The 18,581-nt window shown below is 70.9% G+C and carries 18 protein-coding genes; 12 read left to right on the forward strand and 6 right to left on the reverse strand.

The features are described 5' to 3' along the window. Positions 1-54: 54 nt before the first annotated feature. Positions 55-864, reverse strand: coding sequence for an exodeoxyribonuclease III (xth, locus tag IM787_RS12380; protein WP_193676942.1), 810 nt, complete (start codon positions 862-864; stop codon positions 55-57). Between the two features lie 54 nt (positions 865-918). Next, a complete protein-coding gene (locus IM787_RS12385; protein ID WP_193676943.1) occupies positions 919-1,134 on the reverse strand; it encodes a hypothetical protein in 216 nt (71 codons plus the stop codon). A gap of 59 nt (positions 1,135-1,193) precedes the next feature. On the opposite strand from IM787_RS12385, the gene IM787_RS12390 reads away from it, so the two are divergent. The 3 genes from IM787_RS12390 (at position 1,194) to IM787_RS12400 (ending at position 3,398) form a co-directional block, all read left to right on the forward strand. Further along, positions 1,194-1,649 carry a hypothetical protein gene (locus IM787_RS12390; protein ID WP_193676944.1) on the forward strand — a complete coding sequence of 152 codons (456 nt, stop codon included), beginning with the start codon at positions 1,194-1,196 and terminating at the stop codon, positions 1,647-1,649. Positions 1,650-1,737: 88 nt separating this feature from the next. Further along, complete coding sequence (gene ku / locus IM787_RS12395; RefSeq protein WP_193676945.1) at positions 1,738-2,697, forward strand: non-homologous end joining protein Ku; 960 nt, start codon at positions 1,738-1,740, stop codon at positions 2,695-2,697. 17 nt (positions 2,698-2,714) lie between these two features. Then, positions 2,715-3,398, forward strand: a complete 684-nt coding sequence (locus tag IM787_RS12400; RefSeq protein ID WP_193676946.1) for a hypothetical protein — start codon at positions 2,715-2,717, stop codon at positions 3,396-3,398. 5 nt (positions 3,399-3,403) lie between these two features. Here IM787_RS12400 and IM787_RS12405 read toward each other — a convergent pair whose 3' ends face one another. Further along, positions 3,404-4,354, reverse strand: a complete 951-nt coding sequence (locus IM787_RS12405) for a LysR substrate-binding domain-containing protein (RefSeq protein ID WP_193676947.1) — start codon at positions 4,352-4,354, stop codon at positions 3,404-3,406. An 82-nt stretch (positions 4,355-4,436) separates the two neighbouring features. Between IM787_RS12405 and IM787_RS12410 the strand changes: the two genes are divergently transcribed. The 7 genes from IM787_RS12410 (at position 4,437) to IM787_RS12440 (ending at position 12,666) form a co-directional block, all read left to right on the forward strand. Continuing rightward, entirely contained in the window at positions 4,437-4,733 is a 297-nt protein-coding gene (locus tag IM787_RS12410) for a DUF2917 domain-containing protein (protein WP_193676948.1), read from the forward strand. A 168-nt stretch (positions 4,734-4,901) separates the two neighbouring features. Further along, complete coding sequence (locus IM787_RS12415; RefSeq protein WP_193676949.1) at positions 4,902-5,465, forward strand: biliverdin-producing heme oxygenase; 564 nt, start codon at positions 4,902-4,904, stop codon at positions 5,463-5,465. Then, a complete protein-coding gene (locus IM787_RS12420; RefSeq protein WP_193676950.1) occupies positions 5,443-7,662 on the forward strand; it encodes an ATP-binding protein in 2,220 nt (739 codons plus the stop codon). The genes IM787_RS12415 and IM787_RS12420 overlap by 23 nt, the downstream gene beginning before the upstream one ends. Beyond that, entirely contained in the window at positions 7,662-8,120 is a 459-nt protein-coding gene (locus tag IM787_RS12425; RefSeq protein ID WP_193676951.1) for a response regulator, read from the forward strand. Before IM787_RS12420 ends, IM787_RS12425 begins: the two co-directional genes overlap by 1 nt. Beyond that, positions 8,113-10,062, forward strand: coding sequence for a hybrid sensor histidine kinase/response regulator (locus IM787_RS12430; protein ID WP_193676952.1), 1,950 nt, complete (start codon positions 8,113-8,115; stop codon positions 10,060-10,062). Before IM787_RS12425 ends, IM787_RS12430 begins: the two co-directional genes overlap by 8 nt. Positions 10,063-10,181: 119 nt before the next feature. Further along, a complete protein-coding gene (locus IM787_RS12435) occupies positions 10,182-10,481 on the forward strand; it encodes a hypothetical protein (protein ID WP_193676953.1) in 300 nt (99 codons plus the stop codon). 217 nt (positions 10,482-10,698) lie between these two features. After that, positions 10,699-12,666: a response regulator gene (locus tag IM787_RS12440; protein WP_193676954.1), complete on the forward strand. Its 1,968-nt coding sequence runs from the start codon at positions 10,699-10,701 to the stop codon at positions 12,664-12,666. Here the strand turns inward: IM787_RS12440 and IM787_RS12445 are convergent. Both IM787_RS12445 and IM787_RS12450 read right to left on the reverse strand, forming a co-directional pair. After that, positions 12,663-15,005: a DUF3482 domain-containing protein gene (locus tag IM787_RS12445; RefSeq protein ID WP_193676955.1), complete on the reverse strand. Its 2,343-nt coding sequence runs from the start codon at positions 15,003-15,005 to the stop codon at positions 12,663-12,665. The genes IM787_RS12440 and IM787_RS12445 overlap by 4 nt on opposite strands. Positions 15,006-15,072: 67 nt before the next feature. Further along, positions 15,073-15,252, reverse strand: a complete 180-nt coding sequence (locus IM787_RS12450; RefSeq protein WP_193676956.1) for a DUF3606 domain-containing protein — start codon at positions 15,250-15,252, stop codon at positions 15,073-15,075. Between the two features lie 211 nt (positions 15,253-15,463). On the opposite strand from IM787_RS12450, the gene IM787_RS12455 reads away from it, so the two are divergent. Both IM787_RS12455 and IM787_RS12460 read left to right on the forward strand, forming a co-directional pair. Further along, the gene (locus tag IM787_RS12455; RefSeq protein WP_193676957.1) at positions 15,464-15,673 is read left to right on the forward strand and encodes a hypothetical protein; all 210 of its coding nucleotides are present in this window, start codon (positions 15,464-15,466) and stop codon (positions 15,671-15,673) included. 34 nt (positions 15,674-15,707) lie between these two features. Further along, positions 15,708-16,295, forward strand: a complete 588-nt coding sequence (locus IM787_RS12460) for a hypothetical protein (RefSeq protein ID WP_193676958.1) — start codon at positions 15,708-15,710, stop codon at positions 16,293-16,295. 51 nt (positions 16,296-16,346) lie between these two features. On the opposite strand, the gene IM787_RS12465 is transcribed toward IM787_RS12460, so the two are convergent. Next, on the reverse strand, positions 16,347-18,500 hold the full coding sequence (locus IM787_RS12465) for an AAA family ATPase (RefSeq protein WP_193676959.1): 2,154 nt from the start codon (positions 18,498-18,500) through the stop codon (positions 16,347-16,349). Between the last annotated feature and the right edge of the window lie 81 nt (positions 18,501-18,581).

Raw genomic sequence — 18,581 nt, forward strand, 5'->3', positions numbered from 1 at the left:
ACGGCCGTGCTCCGCCGTGCTAGGGAAAAGCGGCCCGGCGGTTAAGGAATTTCCCTAGATTTTCCGCTTGGGGGAAGGCGCTGTCAGGCGATCGAGGTCCAGCTCGACCCAAGTCGGCGCATGGTCGCTCGCCTTTTGCTCGCCGCGGACCCACCGGTCGACCCCCGCCGCTTTCAGGCTCGGTGCGAGCTTGCGGTTGAGCAGGAGGTGGTCGATGCGCAGGCCCGAGTTGTGCTCCCAGTGCTGCCGGAAATAGTCCCAGAAGGTGAACACCGCCTCGTCGGGATGCACGTGCCGGAGCGAATCCGTCCAGCCCTGCGCCAGCAGCCGCGCGTAGCAATCCCGGGTCTCGGGTTGCAGCAGCGCATCCTTGCGCCAGGAGCGGGGGTTGTAGATGTCGAAGTCCGTGGGCACGACGTTGTAGTCCCCGCACAGGATCACGGGATGCGGCGAATCCACCAGCGTGGCGGCGTGGGCGATCAGGCGTTCGAACCAGGCGAGCTTGTAGTCGAACTTCGGTCCGGGCTGCGGATTGCCGTTCGGCAGGTACAGGCAGCCGACCACCAGCCCGTTCACCGCCGCCTCGAGGTAGCGGCTCTGCTCGTCGGCCGCATCGCCGGGCAGCTCGCGCCGGATCTCCAGCGGATCGGTGCCGCGCGCGAGGATGGCCACCCCGTTCCAGGACCGCTGTCCTTTCCAGAGCGCGCCGTAGCCGGCATCGCGCAGTTCGCGCTCCGGGAAGCCCTCGTCGAGGGCCTTCAGCTCCTGCAGGCAGGCCACGTCCGGCTGTTCGCGCTCCAGCCATCGCAACAGGTGGGCGAGCCGGGTCTTGATGCCGTTGACGTTGAAGGTCGCGATCTTCATGGGCGGCAGCATCCTACAGAACGGCCGGCCACGGGGAACCTAGACTGCAACGTCCTAAGGCTTCGTGCGGCGCCGGCTGAACGCCTCGGCTCCGCCGCTGCCGCCTCCATCGGGAAAATCATGCGGATCCAGCGGCCCCTTCTTCTTCCCCTGCGGTGCCTCGACGATGGTGCTGGCGGAGTTTTCGCCGTGGTCGGGCTTGGCGGGGACCGAGGAGGTGGGACGCTCGCCGAGCTTCGCACGGCTGGAACGGGTGTCGCTGGACTTCATGGTCCGACGCTAACGAATGCCGCTGGCGTGGCCTGTCGGACAAGCCCGCGAAGCGCCCCATGAAGCGGGCCGCGCCGCTGCTGCTGGCCGCGTGCGCCATGCTGGCCTTCGCCCAGGACGACGATCCGCTGAAGTCGCCGGCCTGCGCCGCCGCGCTGGACACCCTGCAGGCGGCGCGCGGGAACGCGAACGCCGCCGGCGTGGAAAGCGCGCGCGCCGCGGCCGCGGCGGCATGCCTGGGCACGTCGGAGAGGTCCACCCGTCCGGCACGCATCGCGCAGCCCCCGGTGGCCGTGCCCGCACCGCGCATCGAGCCGCCGCAGGCTGCCGCGCCGCCGCCCGCGCCCAGGCTGCCGCCTCCTCCCGTGGCCATCGAGCGCGCACCTTCGCCGGCCCTGTGCGACGCCGGCGGCTGCTGGACACCCGATGGGCCGCGGCTGCGCCACGTGCCGCCCGCCATCGCCGGTCCCCAGGGCCCGTGCACCGCGCAGGGCGGCACCGTGTATTGCCCCTGACGGCGCGCCCTGCAGCCATTTCCCGTGCCGTCCTACAGCTTGCCCGCAGCGGCTCGCCTACCGTGGCTGGGCTGCCAAAGGAATCCGCATGCCCGCACCGACCAGTTCCCGTACCCTGTGGAAGGGCGCCATCAGCTTCGGCCTGGTGCACATCCCCGTGACGCTGCACTCCGCGACCGCGGAGAACCGCATGAAGTTCAACCTGCTGGACAAGTCCACGATGACGCGCGTCGGCAACCAGCAGGTGAACAAGGCGACCGGTGAAGCCGCGGCCAAGGAGGAGATCGTCAAGGGCTTCGAGGTCGAGAAGGACCAGTACGTGGTGCTCTCGCCGGACGAGATCAAGGACGCCCTGCCCCGCTCCACGCAGACCATCGACATTGAGTCCTTCGTCGAGCGCGAGCAGGTCCCCAGCGTCTACTTCCACAAGCCCTACTACGTCAGCCCCGGCGGCAAGGGTGGGCAGAAGCCTTTCACCCTGCTGCGCGAGACGCTGGAGCGCACCGGCAAGGTCGCCATCGCGCGCGTGGTGATCTCGACCAAGCAGCACCTGGCGATGCTGCTGCCGCACGGCAAGGGCCTCGTGCTGAACCTCCTGCGCTGGGCCGACGAAGTGCGGGACACCGCCGGCCTGGCCTGGCCGGGTGAGGACGTGAAGGTCAGCGCCGCCGAACTGAAGATGGCGGAGCAACTGGTCGACGCGATGGCCGCCGACTGGCAGCCCGACCTGTTCCATGACGAATTCCGCGAGAAGCTGATGGCGCTCGTCGAACGCAAGGCGAAGGAAGGCGGGCTGCGCGCCGTCACGCCCCTGCCGGGCGAGGACGTCCAGCCCACGGCCGAGGTCATCGACCTCACCGAACTGCTGCGCAAGAGCCTGAAGGGCAATGCGGCACCGGCCCCGGCGTCCGCGGCGGCGAAGAAGGCGCCGCGCCGCGAGACGGCCGCCAACGACGAGGCCGAACCGGTGCGCAAGGCGGCCGCGCGCAAGACACCGGCCACGGCACGCGCGACCGCGAAACCGGCCACGCGCCGCAAGAGCGGTTGACCGGCCGGAGGTCCCCCATGCGGTACCGGGGCGTGCTCGTGCTGGCTGCCATGGTGGCCCTCTCGGGCTGCGGCGACGAGCTGCCGAAGAGCGCCGGCGTCAACAACACGGCGGTCCTGGGCGGTTACGCGCCCGGGCAGGCCCGCACGCCCGAAGGACAGGTGCTCACGGACGGGCGCGGCCAACCGATTCCGCCCGCGCCCGTCCCGGCGGGGGTGCAGGCCCAGGCCGTGCGCTCGGCCGAAGAGGGAGCGCTGGCCGTGTGGGTGCAGGAAGGCCATGTCGTGGCGTCAGGATGGACGCGCGACGGCGGATGGACCCCGCCGCAGGCGCTGGAAGAGATCTACGGCGTGGCGAGCGATCCCCAGGTCGCCGGCAATGGCCGCGGCAGCGCCATGGCGGTGTGGCGACACACGGTGGGCAGCATCCACAGCCTGCGCTTCAGCCGCTTCGACACCGCGTCCGGATGGAGCGTGCCCGACGTGATGCCCGGCGCCCTGCCGCGCCCGGACGTGAGCGGCCCGGGTGACCCGACGGTGCCGCGCCTGCAGATGGACGCGGAAGGCAACGTGGTCGCGCAATGGCCCAGCGGCTTCGCGGCGGACGAGGTGCAGACCGCGCGCTACCTGGCCGGCCAGGGTTGGAGCGCCGCCAGCAGCGAACGCATGGCGGCGAACCCGGCCGCGCCCCTGGCGCGCTGAGCGCCTCAGGCCCGGGCGCGCGTGCGGGGCTGTTCGGAACGGGCCTGGGCCACCAGCCAGTCCGCGAAGGCGCGCGCATTCGCGTCGTCCGCGGCCTGCGGCGACAAGGTCACGAAATAGCCGCGGCTGGACGCCGCCGCGCCGCGGAACGGGGCCACCAGCTTCTTCGCCCGCACCAGGTCGGCGAGCAGGGGCAGGCGCCCGATCACCACCCCATGGCCGGCGACGGCCGCTTCCACCGCCTCGGAGTAACGCAGGAAGCGCAAGGTGCGCGTCATGCGCGGCGCCGGCAACCCCATGAGCCGCAACCACGGCTCCCAATCCGGCAGAGGTGCATCGTGCTCGATCGTCAGCAGGGTGTGGTGCTCCAGGTCGGCCGGCGTGGCCAGGGGCCGCCCGGGGTCGCGCAGGAGTCGCGGCGCGCACATCGGTTGCACCTGTTCCTCGAACAGCATCGGGCCCTCGCCCTGCGCGCTGGGGACGAAGCGTACCGCCAGGTCGACGTCGCTGCGCTGCAGGTCGACGATCTCCAGCGTGGCCGCGATGCGCACGTCCACGTCGGGGTGGACGGCGGTGAAGTGGGCCAGGCGCGGGATGAGCCAGAAGGAAGCGAAGCCCGGCGTGCACGTCACGGTGAGCGGCCGCCGGGTCCCCGTGCTGCGGACCCGGGCCGCCGCGTCGCGCAGCCGCTCCAGGCTGTCTTCGACGGCGCGCTGCAGGATCCTGCCCGCCTCGGTGAGGAACAGCGCGCGGTGGCGCCGCTCGAACAGCGCCGCACCCACGCTCTCCTCCAACTGCTGCACCTGGCGGCTGACCGCGGACTGCGACAGCGACAGCTCCGCGCCGGCCTGCGTGAAGCTCAGGTGCCGCGCTGCCGCCTCGAAGGTGTGGAGCAGGTCCAGCCGCAGCTGGCGGGAACGGGGCAGCTCCTGCCCATTCGCATTCGCGAAATGCATCCGAGGCATGCAAATTCACCGTTCTCCCAGTGGTCGGGCGGCCAGTATATTGATTCCCACACCGCATGCGAAGGAGCACGCCATGGTCCAGGGTCCCACCGTTTCGCTGCCGCCGAGGCAGCTGTTCGAACTTCCCGACGCCGCGTCGGCCCGCATCCTCTGTACTGCCGGGTGCCTGTGGGTGACGATCGACCACGATCCGCGCGACGTGGTGCTGCACCCCGGCGAAAGCTTCGAAGGCACGGCAGGGCGACGCGCCCTCGTGTATGCGCTGGAGCCTTCGGCCTTCGTGCTGGCGCCGGCAAGCCAGCGCGCCATCGGCCACGCGCACGGAAGGGACCGGGCGCGCCGCACGGCGTTCGTCTGGGGATGTGCGTAACCTTCACATGTTCTGCAGTCCCCGTTCGGGACGCGCGCGAGGCGGCGTCCTACAAACCGCCGGGCCGGCAGATGACACGATCGCAGGATGGCGCTTGCGCCCAGCCTGAACCGTGTCCCGAACTTGAAGTCTCCTTCCGTCCACCCACGCCCCGCCTCCCCTGGCCCCTTGTCCGCGCTGCGGACCGCAACCCGCGAGCACCACGACCGGATCGACCGGCTGGTCAACCTCACCCTCCTGCAGGACCGCGAGCATTACGCCACGGTGCTGCAGGTGTTCGACGCCTTCCTGCGCGCCTGGGAGCCCGCCGTCCAGGCGGCGCTGCCCGGCCGGCGTGAATGGCTGCAGGCGCGTTCGCGCCTGCGCTTCCTGCAGCACGACCTCCGGGTCCTCGGCATCGCCGCCCTGCCCGCGATCGCGGCACTGCCTGCCTTCGCGAGCCCCGCGGCCGCCTGGGGCTCCGTGTACGTCATGGAAGGCTCGGCGCTCGGCGGGCAGGTGATCACCCGCAGCCTGGCGGCCGCCGGCCTCGGCCCGCACACGGGCGCGGCCTACTTCCATGGCTGGGGCGAAGCGACGGCCGGACTGTGGCGCGACGCGCGCGCCCTGCTCGAATCCGAGCTCTCCGACCCCGTCGCGCTGGACCACGCCTGCGACGGCGCCCGCGGTACGTTCGACTCCCTGACCCTCCTCCTCGAGGCCGCACTGCATGAGCGCACTTCCGCTGCCTGACCTCTCGCAGTGCGCGACGGAGCCGATCCGTGTGCCCGGCGCGATCCAGCCGCATGGCCGCATGGCCATCCTCGCGGCAAACAGCGGCCGGCTGCTCGCGCACAGCGCCAATTGGCCCACCCAGGAAGCCGTGCACCAGGCGCTGTCCACGCTGCCCATCGACACCGGGCGGCTGCAGGCCGGCAGCGGGCCCGCCTGGATCGGCACCCTGCCCCTCGACGGCCGCACCTACGACGTCGCGGCGCACCGGCAAGGCGAGTTGGCCATCGTGGAATACGAGCCCGGCGGCCCGGCGGCCAGCATGCACGCCCCGATCTACACGGTGGCGCGCGACCTCCTGCCGCAGGTGCAGCAGGCGGAATCGGTCGTGGCGCTGTGCCAGCTGGTCGCCCGCGAGATGAAGCGCCTCACGGGATTCGGCCGCTGCCTGGTCTACCGCTTCGACGGCGACGGCCATGGTGAAGTGCTGGCGGAGCGCCTCGACGAGGGCTACCACTCCTACGACGGCCACCGCTTCCCGGCGACCGACGTGCCGGCGCAGGCGCGGGCCCTGTACCTCGTCAACCACATCCGCCTGATCCCGGACGCCAACTACGAACCCGTGCCGCTGGTGGCGGCCGACTCCGGGTTCGCGCCGGCGGCGACCGACCTCACCTTCGCCGGGCTGCGCAGCGTCTCGCCCGTGCACCTCGAGTACATGCGCAACATGGGCACGGCCGCATCGATGTCGGTGTCCATCGTCTCGCGCGGCCGCCTGTGGGGCCTGATCTCCTGCCACAACCACGAGGCGCGGCACCTGTCCTTCCAGACCCGCGTCGCCTGCGAACACCTCGGGCGCCTGCTGTCCCTGCAGATCCAGGCGCAGGAGGACAACTCGGAAAGCGCCCAGCGCCTCGCCCTGCACCAGCGCGTGCTGACGGTGGTGGCGCTGATGGCGGAATCCGACGGTACCCTGCAGCGCCTGGCCTCGCCCGAACTCGACCTGCCCCAGCTGTGCGAGGCGGCCGGCGCGGCGGTGGTCCTGAACGACACGTGCTGGACGATCGGCCAGACGCCGCACGCGGACCACGTGCGCCAGTTGGCGCACTGGGTCGCGGCGCGCGGCGGCGACGTGTTCTGCACCGACCGCCTGCCGGAGGTCTACGCCGAGGGCGAGGCCCTGCTGCCCGCGTGCGCCGGCGTGCTGGCCGTCTCGATCTCCCAGGTGCACCGGCACGTCGTGCTCTGGTTCCGGCCCGAACTGGTGCAGACCATCCGGTGGGCGGGCGATCCGCGCAAGACGCTGCCGGCGCAGGGGCGCATCCACCCCCGCCAGAGCTTCGACAGCTGGCAGGAACGCGTCCGCGGCCGCAGCGCGCCCTGGCAACCGGCGCAGCAGGCCGCGGTCGGCGAACTGCGGCAGGCCCTGCTGTCGCTCGTGCTGCGCCGGGCGGAGGAACTTGCGGGCCACGCCATCGAACTCGGGCGCGTGAACAAGGAGCTCGAGGCCTTCAGCTACACCGTCTCGCACGACCTGCGTGCGCCCATGCGCCACATCGCCGGCTACGTCGACCTGGTGATGGAGGACAACCGCGACAAGCTGGACGACCGCGCGCGCCGCTACCTGCGTCACGTGAAGGACGCCGCCTCGTACGCGGGCCAGCTGGTCGACGCCTTGCTCGACTTCTCGCGGCTCGGGCGCTCCGGCCTCAAGCCGGGATGGATCGATGCCTCCGCGCTGGTGGAGGACCTGGTCGACGAGACGCGGCAGCAGGAACGGGGCCGGTCGATCGAATGGCACGTGGAACCGGGACTGCCACGGCTCTGGGCCGACCCGCTGCTGCTGCAGGTGGCCTTGCGCAACCTGCTCGGGAACGCCGCGAAGTACACGCGCGGCCGCGACCCCGCCCGCATCCGCGTCACGCCGGTGCAACTGCCGGAGGGCGTGGGCCTGGAGGTCACCGACAATGGCGTCGGTTTCCCGATGAAGTACGTCGGCAAGCTGTTCGGCGTGTTCCAGCGGCTGCACCGCACGGAAGACTTCGACGGCACGGGCATCGGCCTGGCCAACGTGAAACGGATCGTCGAACGCCATGGCGGCACCGTCTGGGCCCGCGGCGAGCCCGACAAGGGCGCGACCTTCGGCTTCGTGCTGCCGCCGCCCGCCCCCAAGAACAACGACGCCGTCACCGGCACACGCTCAGAGGAGTCTTCCTGATGCTCAAGCCCATCCTGCTGGTCGAAGACGACCCGCGCGACCTCGAACTCACCCTGGTCGCGCTGGAGCGCAGCCAGCTGGCCAACGAGGTCATCATCGTGCGGGACGGCGAAGCCGCCCTCGAATACCTGACGCGCACGGGCGAGTACGCCTCGCGCGCCGAGGGCAATCCCGCCGTGGTGCTGCTGGACCTGAAGCTGCCGAAGGTGAACGGCCTCGAGGTCCTGCAGACCGTCCGCGCCACCGAACCGCTGCGCAGCGTGCCGGTGGTGATGCTCACCTCCTCGCACGAGGAGACCGACGTGCTGCGCAGCTACCAGCTGGGCGTGAACGCCTACGTGGTCAAGCCCGTGGAGTTCAAGCAGTTCGTCGAGGCCATCGCCGACCTGGGCATCTTCTGGGCCGTGCTGAACGAACCGCCGCCGGGCTCCCTGCGCACGAGGCGCAGGCATGACTGAGCTGGCGGAGGCCGACGCGCGGCCCCTGCGCGCCCTGCTCGTCGAGGATTCGCGGCTGGACGAGGAGCTGCTGCGGGTGCAGCTGGAGCGCGCCTATCCCAACGTCGCACTGCACGTCGAGCGCGACGAAACGGGGTTCCTGGCCGCGCTGCGCGGAGGTCCCTGGGACCTGGTGCTGTCCGACTACGAGTTGCCGGGGTTCACGGGCGCCGACCTGCTGGAACACCGCAACCAGATCGCGCCCGGCGTTCCCTTCGTGTTCGTCTCCGGCGTGATCGGCGAGGACAATGCCGTGGAACTGCTCAAGCGCGGTGCCACCGACTACGTGAGCAAGTCGCGGCTGGCCCGCCTGGCCCCGGTCCTGCGCCGGGCGCTGCGCGAAGTGGACGACCGGCGCGGGCGCGAGCTGGCGGAGCGGCAGCTGCGGCAGGCGGACCTCACGTTCGCGCGGGTCGTCGACGCCCTGCACGACTATGCGGTGATCCTGCTCGACGAGGAAGGCCTGGTGCGCTCCTGGAACCGCGCCGCGCGGGACGTCTTCGGCTACGAGACCGCGGAGGTGGTGGGTCGCTCCGCCGCCGTGATCTTCCCGGCGGACGACCAGCCGGAGGCGGCGCTGCGCGAGGAGATGCGGCGGGCGCGGCTGCAGGGCAAGGCCAGCGACAACCGGTGGCTGGTCGCCCGCGGCGGACGCCGGCTCTGGGCGGAAGGCGTGCTGACGGCTCTCGAGTCGGAGGACGGACGTCCCGGCGGCTACTGCAAGGTGGTGCACGACGGGACCGAGGACCACCTGGCGGCCGAAGCGCTGCGCGCCGCGAAGGACGAGGCGGACCGCGCCAATCGCGCGAAAGACCGCTTCCTGGCCGTGCTCTCGCACGAACTCCGGACGCCGCTCGCCCCCATCACCACGGCGGTGCACGTGCTGGAGAAGACGGCCCGCCTGGACGACCGGCACCGCGACCTGTTGCCCATGATCCGCCGCAACGTGGCGCTGGAAGCGCGTCTGATCGACGATCTGCTGGACCTCACCGCGATCGGCGCCGGCAAGGTGAGCCTGCACCGCGAGCGCGTCGACATGCACCAGCTCACGGCGGCGGTCCTCTCGATGGTGGCCGAGAGCCTGGAACAGAAGCGGGTGACGCTGGAGCTGGACCTGGATGCGCGCCACCCCTACGTGGACGGTGACCAGGCGCGCCTGCAGCAGGTGCTGTGGAACATCCTCCGCAACGCCGTGAAGTTCACGCCCGAGGGCGGGCGCATCCTGATCCGCAGCACGGACGAAGGCGGCGAGTTCACCTGGAGCTGCAGCGACTCCGGCATCGGGATCTCGCAGGAAGCGCTGCCGCGCATCTTCAGCCCGTTCGAGCAGGCCGATGCCGACGTGGCGCGCAGCTACGGCGGCCTGGGCCTCGGCCTGGCCATCGCGCAGGGCCTGGTGCAGCAGCACGGTGGCCGCATCGCCGCGAACAGTGCGGGGCGCGACCAGGGTTGCACGTTCACGCTCGCCCTGCCGCTCGCGCAGGAAGGGCCCGCCGCCGAGCCGGCGCGCATCGAGGCTCCCGCCGCGGACGCCGCCCGCAAGCGCCTGCTGCTGGTGGAGGACAACGTCGATGCGGCCCAGGCGCTCGCGCTGTGCCTGGAGGAGTACGGCTACCTCGTGCACCACGCGGCCACGTGCGCCGACGCGCTGCAGGCCGCGCGGGAACAGGAGTTCGACGCCGTCCTCACCGATCTCGGGTTGCCCGACGGCAGCGGCATCGACATCGGGCACGCGCTGTCCAAGGACCTCCCGGTGCTGGCGCTCAGCGGCTACGGCGCGTTGCAGGACCGGGAGCGCTCGGCCGCGGCCGGCATCGTCGCGCACCTGGTCAAGCCGGCGGACCCTGCGGTGGTCCACGCGAAACTGACCGAGGTGCTGTCGGGCCAGGCCCTCGGCGCGTAGGCTGGGGCGAAGCCCGGCCGGGGGCGGACGGCGGACGGTGCTTGCAGCCCGGGTCTTACAGCCGGGCTTTGCGGCGGCTCCCACAATGCACGCATCAACAACCCAAAGGGAGTCTAGCCATGCGTCAAACCGCTTTCATCCTCGCCGGCATCACCGCCGCCTCCTTCGCCCTGGTGGGCTGCGACGTGCAGAAGACCGCCGACGGCAACGTCGACGTCCCGAAGTACGAAGTCTCCAAGAGCAAGGAAGGCGACGTGACCCTGCCGAAGTACGACGTGACCACGCCCGACGTGAACGTCACGACGGAAAAGAAGGAAGTGGACGTCCCGAAGGTCGGCGTGTACACCGAGAAGGAAACGCTGTCGGTGCCGAAGATCGACGTGACCACCGCCGACGAGAAGAAGGGCCAGAGCAACTAAGCTCCCCTCTTCGGGTGAAAGGGCCGGCTTGCCGGCCCTTTTTCATTGGCGCGCCTGCTCGCGACGCCGGCCGCGTAGGACGGCGCCCTGCGGCGGGCGGCACGCTTTCCGGCGCCGGCGTGGGACAGGTCCTCCACCTGATCCGCAGCAACCTCCGGCCGCTGGCGAAGCCTTAGACTCCGGCTGCCCCGCACCTTGTTCGGGGCCATTCCAGTCCGTGCCACATTCGCCCATCGTTGCCAGCGTCCTGCTCGTGGACGACAAGCCCGCCAACCTCCTCGCGCTCGAGGCGGCACTGGACACCCTCGGGGTGAACATGGTGCGCGCGGTTTCCGGCCCGCAGGCGCTGGCCGCCCTGGAGCGGCAGGACTTCGCCGCGGTGCTGCTGGACGTGCGCATGCCGGGCATGGACGGCTTCGAAGTGGCGCGCGAGATCCGCGCCCGCCCGCGCTCGCGCTTCACGCCCATCCTCTTCGTCACCGCCGGCGACGACCCCGACGAAGCCATGATGTCGGCTTACGCCCTCGGCGCCGTCGATTTCCTGGCCAAGCCGCTGCGCAGCGAAGTGCTGAAGGCCAAGGTCGGCGTGTTCGTCGAGCTGTATCGCAGCAAGGAAGAACTGCGCGCGCGCGACCGCCGCGACTTCGAGCAGCGGCTGGAAGCCAAGGACGCGCGCTACCGGGCCCTGTTCGAATCCATCGACGAAGGCTTCTGCGTGATCCAGCTGCTGCGGGACGCGAGCGGCAAGGTGCGCGACTACCGGATCGACGAAGCCAACGAGGCCTTCAGCATGCACACCGGCGTGCAGGACCCCGTGGGCCGCAACATCAGCGACCTCGTGCCGGAGAGCCAGGGGCGGTGGCTCGACATCTACGACCGGGTCGCGCGCACCGGCGAGGCCACCCGCTTCGTCGAAGAGGAAAAGGCGATGCACCGCTGGTTCGACGTCTATGCCTTGCGGCTGGGCCCGGACGGCAGCGACCTGCTGGCCCTGGTGTTCTCGGACATCACCCAGCGCCTCACCGCCGAGAACGACATGCGCCGGCTCAACGAGGAACTGGCGCAGGCCAACCGGCGCAAGACGGAGTTCCTGGCGACGCTCGCGCACGAACTGCGCAACCCGCTGGCGCCGCTTTCCAACGGGCTGCACCTGATGCGGCTCGCGGGCGGCAAGCCCGAGATGCTGGAGCGCACCCGCCAGATGATGGAGCGCCAGGTGCAGCACATGGTGCACCTGGTCGACGACCTGCTGGACGTGGCGCGCATCAGCACCGGCAAGGTCGAACTGCGGCGCCGGCGGATGGACCTCAAGGAAGCCGTCGCCACGGCCGTCGAGACCAGCGCCTCGCTGATCGACGCCGGCGGGCACAAGCTGCACGTGGAGCTGCCGGCGCAGCCGCTGCCCATGGATGCCGACCCGACCCGCATCACGCAGGTGGTGAGCAACCTGCTGAACAACGCGGCAAAGTACACGCCGGAAGCCGGCCGGATCGACCTGCGTGTCGCGGTGCACGACGGCGAAGCCGTCCTGACGGTGACCGACACGGGCATCGGCCTCGCCCCGGACGCGCTGTCGAAGGTGTTCGAAATGTTCGCGCAGGTTCCCAACAGCACCGGCAAGCCGCAGGGCGGGCTGGGCATCGGGTTGTCGCTGGTGCAGAGCCTGGTGGCGATGCACGGCGGCAGTGTGTCGGCCTCGAGTGCCGGGATCGGCCAGGGCAGCACGTTCACCGTGCGTTTGCCGCTGGCGAAGGGAGACGAGATGACGACGGAAACGAACGCCGCGCAAGCGGCAGGCAAGCCGGGCCAGCTGCAAGTGCTGGTGGTGGACGACAACACGGACGCAGCCGAGAGCCTGGGGGTGCTCCTCGACATCGAGGGCCACGCGGCGCACATCGCGCACACCGGCGCCGCCGCCTTGCAGGTGGCGCAGTCGCACCCGCTCGACGTGGTGTTCCTGGACATCGGGCTCCCGGACATGACCGGCTACGACGTGGCCAAGCGGCTGCGCATGCTGCCGGGCATGCAGAAGACGATGCTGGTGGCGCTGACCGGATGGGGCACCCAGGACGACCGGCAGCGCGCGCGCGATGCGGGGTTCGACCGCCACCTGACGAAACCGGCGGAACTGCCCGCGGTCGAAGAACTGCTGCGCCTGGCCGCGGAGGCGAAAGCCGCGGCCTAGAGCCGCGCGAGCAGTCCGCGCGCGACCGCCTCGAGCTCGCGCGCCACCGCCGCCACGGAGGCCGCGGGATCGGCCGCCTGCCGCGCCTGCTGCCAGGTGGCGGCGAGTTCGTTACGGCGCGCCGCCACCGACGCGACCACTTCGCTGCGCCACGCGGCGGGCCCCTGCGCATCGCCCTCGGGGACGCGGCGGTGCGCGACGGACAGGTAGGCCAGCAGCAGGTTCTCGGTCACCGTTTCCAGCAGCTCGTCACCGAGCTGCACCAGCGGCTGCCCGGACGGGGTGCTGCGGTTCTTCCAGGCGGCCGCGACATAGGCCGCCCCGCCGCCGATCATGGCGCCCAGCGCGGTGGCGGCGCCGAGGGTCAGCCCGCCGGTGATCAGGTCGATTCCCGCGCCCATGGCCGCGCCCGTCGCGGCGCCCGCCATGCCGGCTTGCGGCGTGTCCACCACCTGCTGCTCCTCGAAGCCGCCCTGCACGCGCGCCGCGGGCAGCGGCGCCACCGGCGTGCCGCTGCGGTGCAGCTGCACGAGCTCGGCCACCACCGCCGCCTCGCCGTCGCGCAGCCGCTGCAGCAAGGCGACGCGGGCGCCGTCCCGCGCGCGCTGCGCCGCGTCGCGCTCGGCGGCGTTCACCAGGTGGCGCAGTCCCACGGCGCTGCTCCCGACCTCCTCCACATCGCGCGCGGCGCGCACCAGCTCCGCCGCCAGCAGCCGCATGGCCTCGCCGAAGCGCACGGCATGGCGGTCGCTCCACGTGGCGGACAGCCGCTCGAAGCCCGCGCGCTTGCTGGGCGGCAGCCGCGCCGCCACCGCCTCGAGCAGGCGTGCGTCGCGCATCCAGTGCGCCGTGCAGTCCGCCAGCGGCAACACGTCCGCCGCCAGGGCGAGGCGCTGCGCGGCCGAACGGTGGTGCTCCTCGTCCCCCGGCGCCAGCACCAGGGTCGGCTGCGCCACCCAGTGGAGCAGCCGCGCCGACGCCTGGAGGTCGCCGATCGATGCGGGCAGCAGGAGCATCAGGTCGGTCTCGGCCAGCGTGGACTGCACCGCGTCGCGCTCCTGCGGCCGCGGCGCGGCGCGGAAGCGCCCGAGCAGGTCCTGCAGCCAGGCCTGGGCCGCCCCCGGTCCGCCCGCCTGCGCCGTGACGGCTGGTGCAGGGGGGTGGAATCCCGGCGGCACCTGGAACAGGCGCAGCACGTCCCCCTTGGCGGTCGCGAGAACGGTCCACGCGCTGCCGTCCCGCGGCCGCGGATGGTCCGCCACCTCGTGCAGCAGGCGCAGCAGCACATCCCTCGCGGGGCCCTCCCCCACCATGCCCAGCGTGATGCGCGCCGGGCTCACGCGCGCGAGCACCTGCACGTAGTACGCATCGCGCAGGTCGATGCGCACGGCACGCGCGAGCCGGCGCCTCCGCCATGCGGACCACGCCGCCAGCAGGACCCGCGGCAGGACGACCACCAGCGCCAGCAGCGCGACGTACATCCACACCCAGCGCGCCGCCTCGCCGGCGGCGACGGCCGCACCGGAGCGGAACGCCATGCGCTGCAGGTCGGCGGCCGAGAAGGCCTCGAACGGCAGCAGCAGGACCACGGGCGCGAACAGGACGGAGAGGAAGGCATGCACCTGCCCCAGGTCCAGCAGCGTGCTTTCCCAGCCGACGCGGTACTCGCGCACGACGCCCCCGAGCACGATGGAGAACGCCAGCCCCAGCGCCCAGCCCGCCGCGCTCAGGTGCAGCAGTTGCTTCCACCACAGGGCCTCCTGCGCACCGGCAACCTGCGTCCAGTGCCCATGGAAGCGGGCGAGGACGTCGGTGCGCAGGCGGCCGGTGCGGCGACCATGGCCCGGGATCCCGGCCATCCAGCGCTGGGCGGCGGCCAGTGGCGCGCGCGTCCCCCACCGGGTGGGCACCAGGGTGCCCACGAGCAGCAGGACGTAGACGGCGAGGTTCCAGGCGAGCACCCCCAGCAGGGGCGGCGACAGCATGTTGACTTGCTGCGGGTTGTCGATGCGGTCGATGGCGGCGCCGAGCAGGCACGCGGCGACGGGAAGAGCGGCCAGCACCCAGCCTCGCCAGGGATCGGGGTCTTGCAGGGCCGCGATGCGCGGGTTGCGGTTCTCGACCGCCGCGAGCATGCGGCGGGCGCGCTGCTGCAGGTACCGCGCGAAGTCGATGCCGCCGTTGGCGGTGGGGTGGCTGGAGGCCAGCGCCTCGCGTTCCAGCTGCTCGCGCTCCACGGCGCTCAGCAGCTTGCCTTGGGGATCGGCATCCTCGATGGCACGGACCAGGACCAGCTGCCGGGCACTGGCTTCGTCGAGGTGCAGGATGCCGTCTTCCACTTTCGCAGGAGTCTAGGGCGCGCCCGCCCGGCCCGCGGGCACCGTCACAAGCGGTAACCGTTGGCGGTCAGCGCGCCTGGCGCAGGAATCGGCGCACGTTGTCCGGGTCGTGGCCGACGTAGGTGACGGCGTGTTCCAGCTCGTCCTCGCTGCAGCCGAGCCAGTTGCACCAGTTGCGGCGCTCCCAGTCCGGCTCCAGGTGGATCAGCAGTTGATCGGATCCCATCTTGTTCAGGTCTTCGGACATGGTCAGTTCCTCCTAGCCGATGTCTCCAGACTAGGCGGGCGGCCCGGCTGCCGCGGCAGGAAAAGGCTGCGCCACGCCGTGCGCCCACGGTCCCGCCAGTTGTAGGACTGCCGATGGGCCGTCGTCCGCCGTCCTGCCCGCGCGCTGGCCGTGCGACTACAAGCCGCGGCCTGCCCATGCCCGAGCATGGCCCCATCACAAGGAGCAGGACATGCTGGTGCGCAAGCTGATCGCCTTCGCCATCACCTCCGGCCTCGCCAAGAAGGCCTGGGACCATTACCGCGACCCGAAGCGGCGCCTGCCGGGCGACCCGGTCGACATCACCGAGGTGGTGGCCCGCCCCGTTTCTTCCGCGGACCCGCTGGAGCGCCGCACCCCCCGCCGCGGCGCGCGCCGCCGCCGCGAAGGCCCGAGCTCGTAACCGAAGGGTTACTCGGGGCCGTTAAACTGCCCCGATGAAAAAGACACTGCTGATCCTCGCCCTCGCCGCTGCCGCCTCCGCTTCGGTGCAGGCCCAATCCACGCCCGCGAAGAAGGAACTCGTCGCCCGCATCCTGAAGATCCAGCAACCCGCCATCGACAACATGGCGCGCGGGCTGGTGACCGAGCCGCTCGGCCCGCTGATGGAAAGCGCGGAGTTCGCGCTGCAGCAGCGCGTGGCCGCCGACAAGCGCGAGACGGTCGCGAAGGAAATCCAGGCCGACGCCAAGAAGTACGCCGACGAGACCACCGCGATCGTCCGCGACCGCGCCAACAAGCTGGCGCCGACCACCATCGGCCCGATGCTGGAAGAGAAGTTCACCGAGGACGAACTGAAGCAGGTCGTCACGATGCTGGAATCGCCCGTGCTGGCCAAGTTCCAGGCCGCGGGCGGCGACATCCAGCGCGCCCTCGTCGAGAAGGTCGTCGCCGAAACGCGCAGCCAGGTGGAGCCGCGCCTGAAGGCACTCGAAGCGTCCATGGCCAAGCGCCTGGGCGTGCCGCCGCCCAATGCCGCCGGCAGCGCACCGGCCGCCGGCGCCAAGCCCGCGCCCAAGAAGTAAAAAAAAGGGCGCCCCCGCAGGGGCGCCCGTCCCACTCCTCGCAAATCCTGTCTACGCGGCCGCGTCCGGCGTGGCCTGCGCGTTCGGTGCGCCGTTGAGGCCCACCTTCGCGTCGAACGTGAAGCACGCCGCCTCGAAGGCGCGGATCTCGTGCAGCGCCTCCTTGAGGCTCATCTCGCCCGCATCCATCAGCTTGCCCGCGAGGTGCTCGGTCAGCGGCTTCAGGCGCGCCAGCGTCGCCTTCGTCTCGCCGTAGAGGCGCTCGCTCTGCATCTCCATGATCGTGCGCGTCTCTTCGTCGACCGTGCGGTTGTTGCCGTCGTTCAGCGCGCCGAAGTTCAGGCGCGTCTTGCGGTACATGCCCATCTCGGCCACCGCGTGGTGCAGCAGCTTGGTCACGCGCGTGATGTCGTTGTGCGCGCCGTTGGTGGTGCCCTCCTCGCCGAAGAACAGCTCCTCGTTGGCCATGCCGCCCAGCAGGACGCGCACGTCGTGCTCGATGTCGGCCTTGGTCTTGAGCAGGTTCGAGCCCTGCTTGTGGAACACGAAGCCCAGCGCGTTGTTGCGCGGGTTCGCCTTCAGCGAGATCTTGATGGTCTTCATCTCCGACTGGAGCTTCTCCCAGTCGCTGCCGGCGCGCTTGCGCTCCAGCTCGAAGTCCACCAGGAAGTGGCCCCATTCGTGGATCGCGATGATGCGGCGGTCGCGCTCGCGCTCCTTCGTCGTGTTGGTGTTGACGTTGCCCACCATCACGCGCTCGGCGGCGCGCATCAGCGTCTCGGCGTCGATCAGCTCGCCCGCCTGCACGGCGCTGATGCCGGCCTGGTTGACGATCGTCTCCAGGTCGGCCGGGCTGCGGCCCTCGGTGATCTCGACGAAGTGGCGCAGGTCCATGCTGTCGGCGACCTTGTCGGAACGCTGCGACAGGTAGTGCTGGATGATGGCCAGGCGCTCTTCCTTGTTCGGCAGGCGGAAGTCCACCTTCATCTGGAAGCGGCGCAGCATGGCCTCGTCCATCGGCATGGACTCGCTGTTGAAGTTGGAGGCGACGATCCAGATGATCTCGGCATCGTTCTTCGTGCGCACGCCGTCCAGGATGGCCAGCAGCGAGTTCTGCGTGTCGTCGTCGAACTTGCGGTGGCCGCCGCGCTTCATGAACAGGTCCTGCGCCTCGTCCAGGAAGACGATGCAGCGCTTGCGGCGCTTGGCGATCGACAGGATGCGCGCCAGCGTGTTCGAGCCGCCCGCCACGTAGCCGGTTTCCAGGTTCGCGGCGGAATGGAACAGGATCGGCAGGCCGAGTTCCTTGGCCAGGTAGCTCGCCAGCTTGGTCTTGCCGGTGCCGGCCGGGCCGCTGAACATCACGTTGAACGGCTTGTTGATGCCGTATTCGGCGTAGGCGGCGCGGCGCTCGTACTGGTCCTTGATCTGGCGGACTTCGGACTTGATGTCGTCCATGCCGACCAGGTCCTCGATGGAGCCGTGCACCTGGTTCGGCTCGATGAAGCGCAGCGACTTGAACTGCCCCTTCAGGTGGAAGGCCAGGAAGCCCAGCAGGCCGATCGTGAGGGCCGCCGACAGGGCGCCGCTGACGCCGGCCTTCCAGCCGTCCTTCTCGGACTGCGGCCGGGCCCCGGCGAAGCGCTCGTCCAGGCGCTCGAGCATCTGCATGCTGCTGGCGGTCAGCTCGGCGCGCGGGATGAACACCATCTTGCTGCCCCAGGCGGCGTGGACGGCCTTGTCCGCGAAGATCTTGGTCTCCATGTCGCTGGGGTAGTAGGCGTACTGCTTGCCCTGCGATTCGATCAGGATGATCCGCTCGGACACGTTCCACATCAGCGGCTTGTAGATGACCGTGATGCGCTCGACGGCGTTGGCTTCCAGGAAGCCCAGCACGGAGCCGGTGCCGAACACCACCGGCAGCTTCTCGTCGAGGGTCCAGAGCGCATCCGCGCCGGACTGGCCGGCCATGGCCTTGACCTGCTCCGCCACGGCGGCCTGGCGCTGCCAGACGACCAGGGAGTACGTGGCGGTCACCGGGATCAGGATCGCCACGGCGATGACCAGCAGCTTGACGGCGGTGGTCTGGATGGCGAACCAGTCGGAAAGCCGCCCTCCCCACTTGCGCACGCTGAGCCAGGGGCTCGGCGTGGGCGCATCGTCGGGCGCCTCCACGTTGTCTTTGTTGGCGGACAGATCGGACATGGTCTTCCTGCGAGGAAAAGGCCGCCGCGCACGCGCGCGTCAACCGTGGAAATGCTGGCGAAGGGGCCGGACTGGGGAGCC

Origin of the sequence: Ramlibacter pallidus (assembly GCF_015070875.1) — a bacterium.
Lineage (GTDB): Bacteria > Pseudomonadota > Gammaproteobacteria > Burkholderiales > Burkholderiaceae_C > Ramlibacter > Ramlibacter pallidus.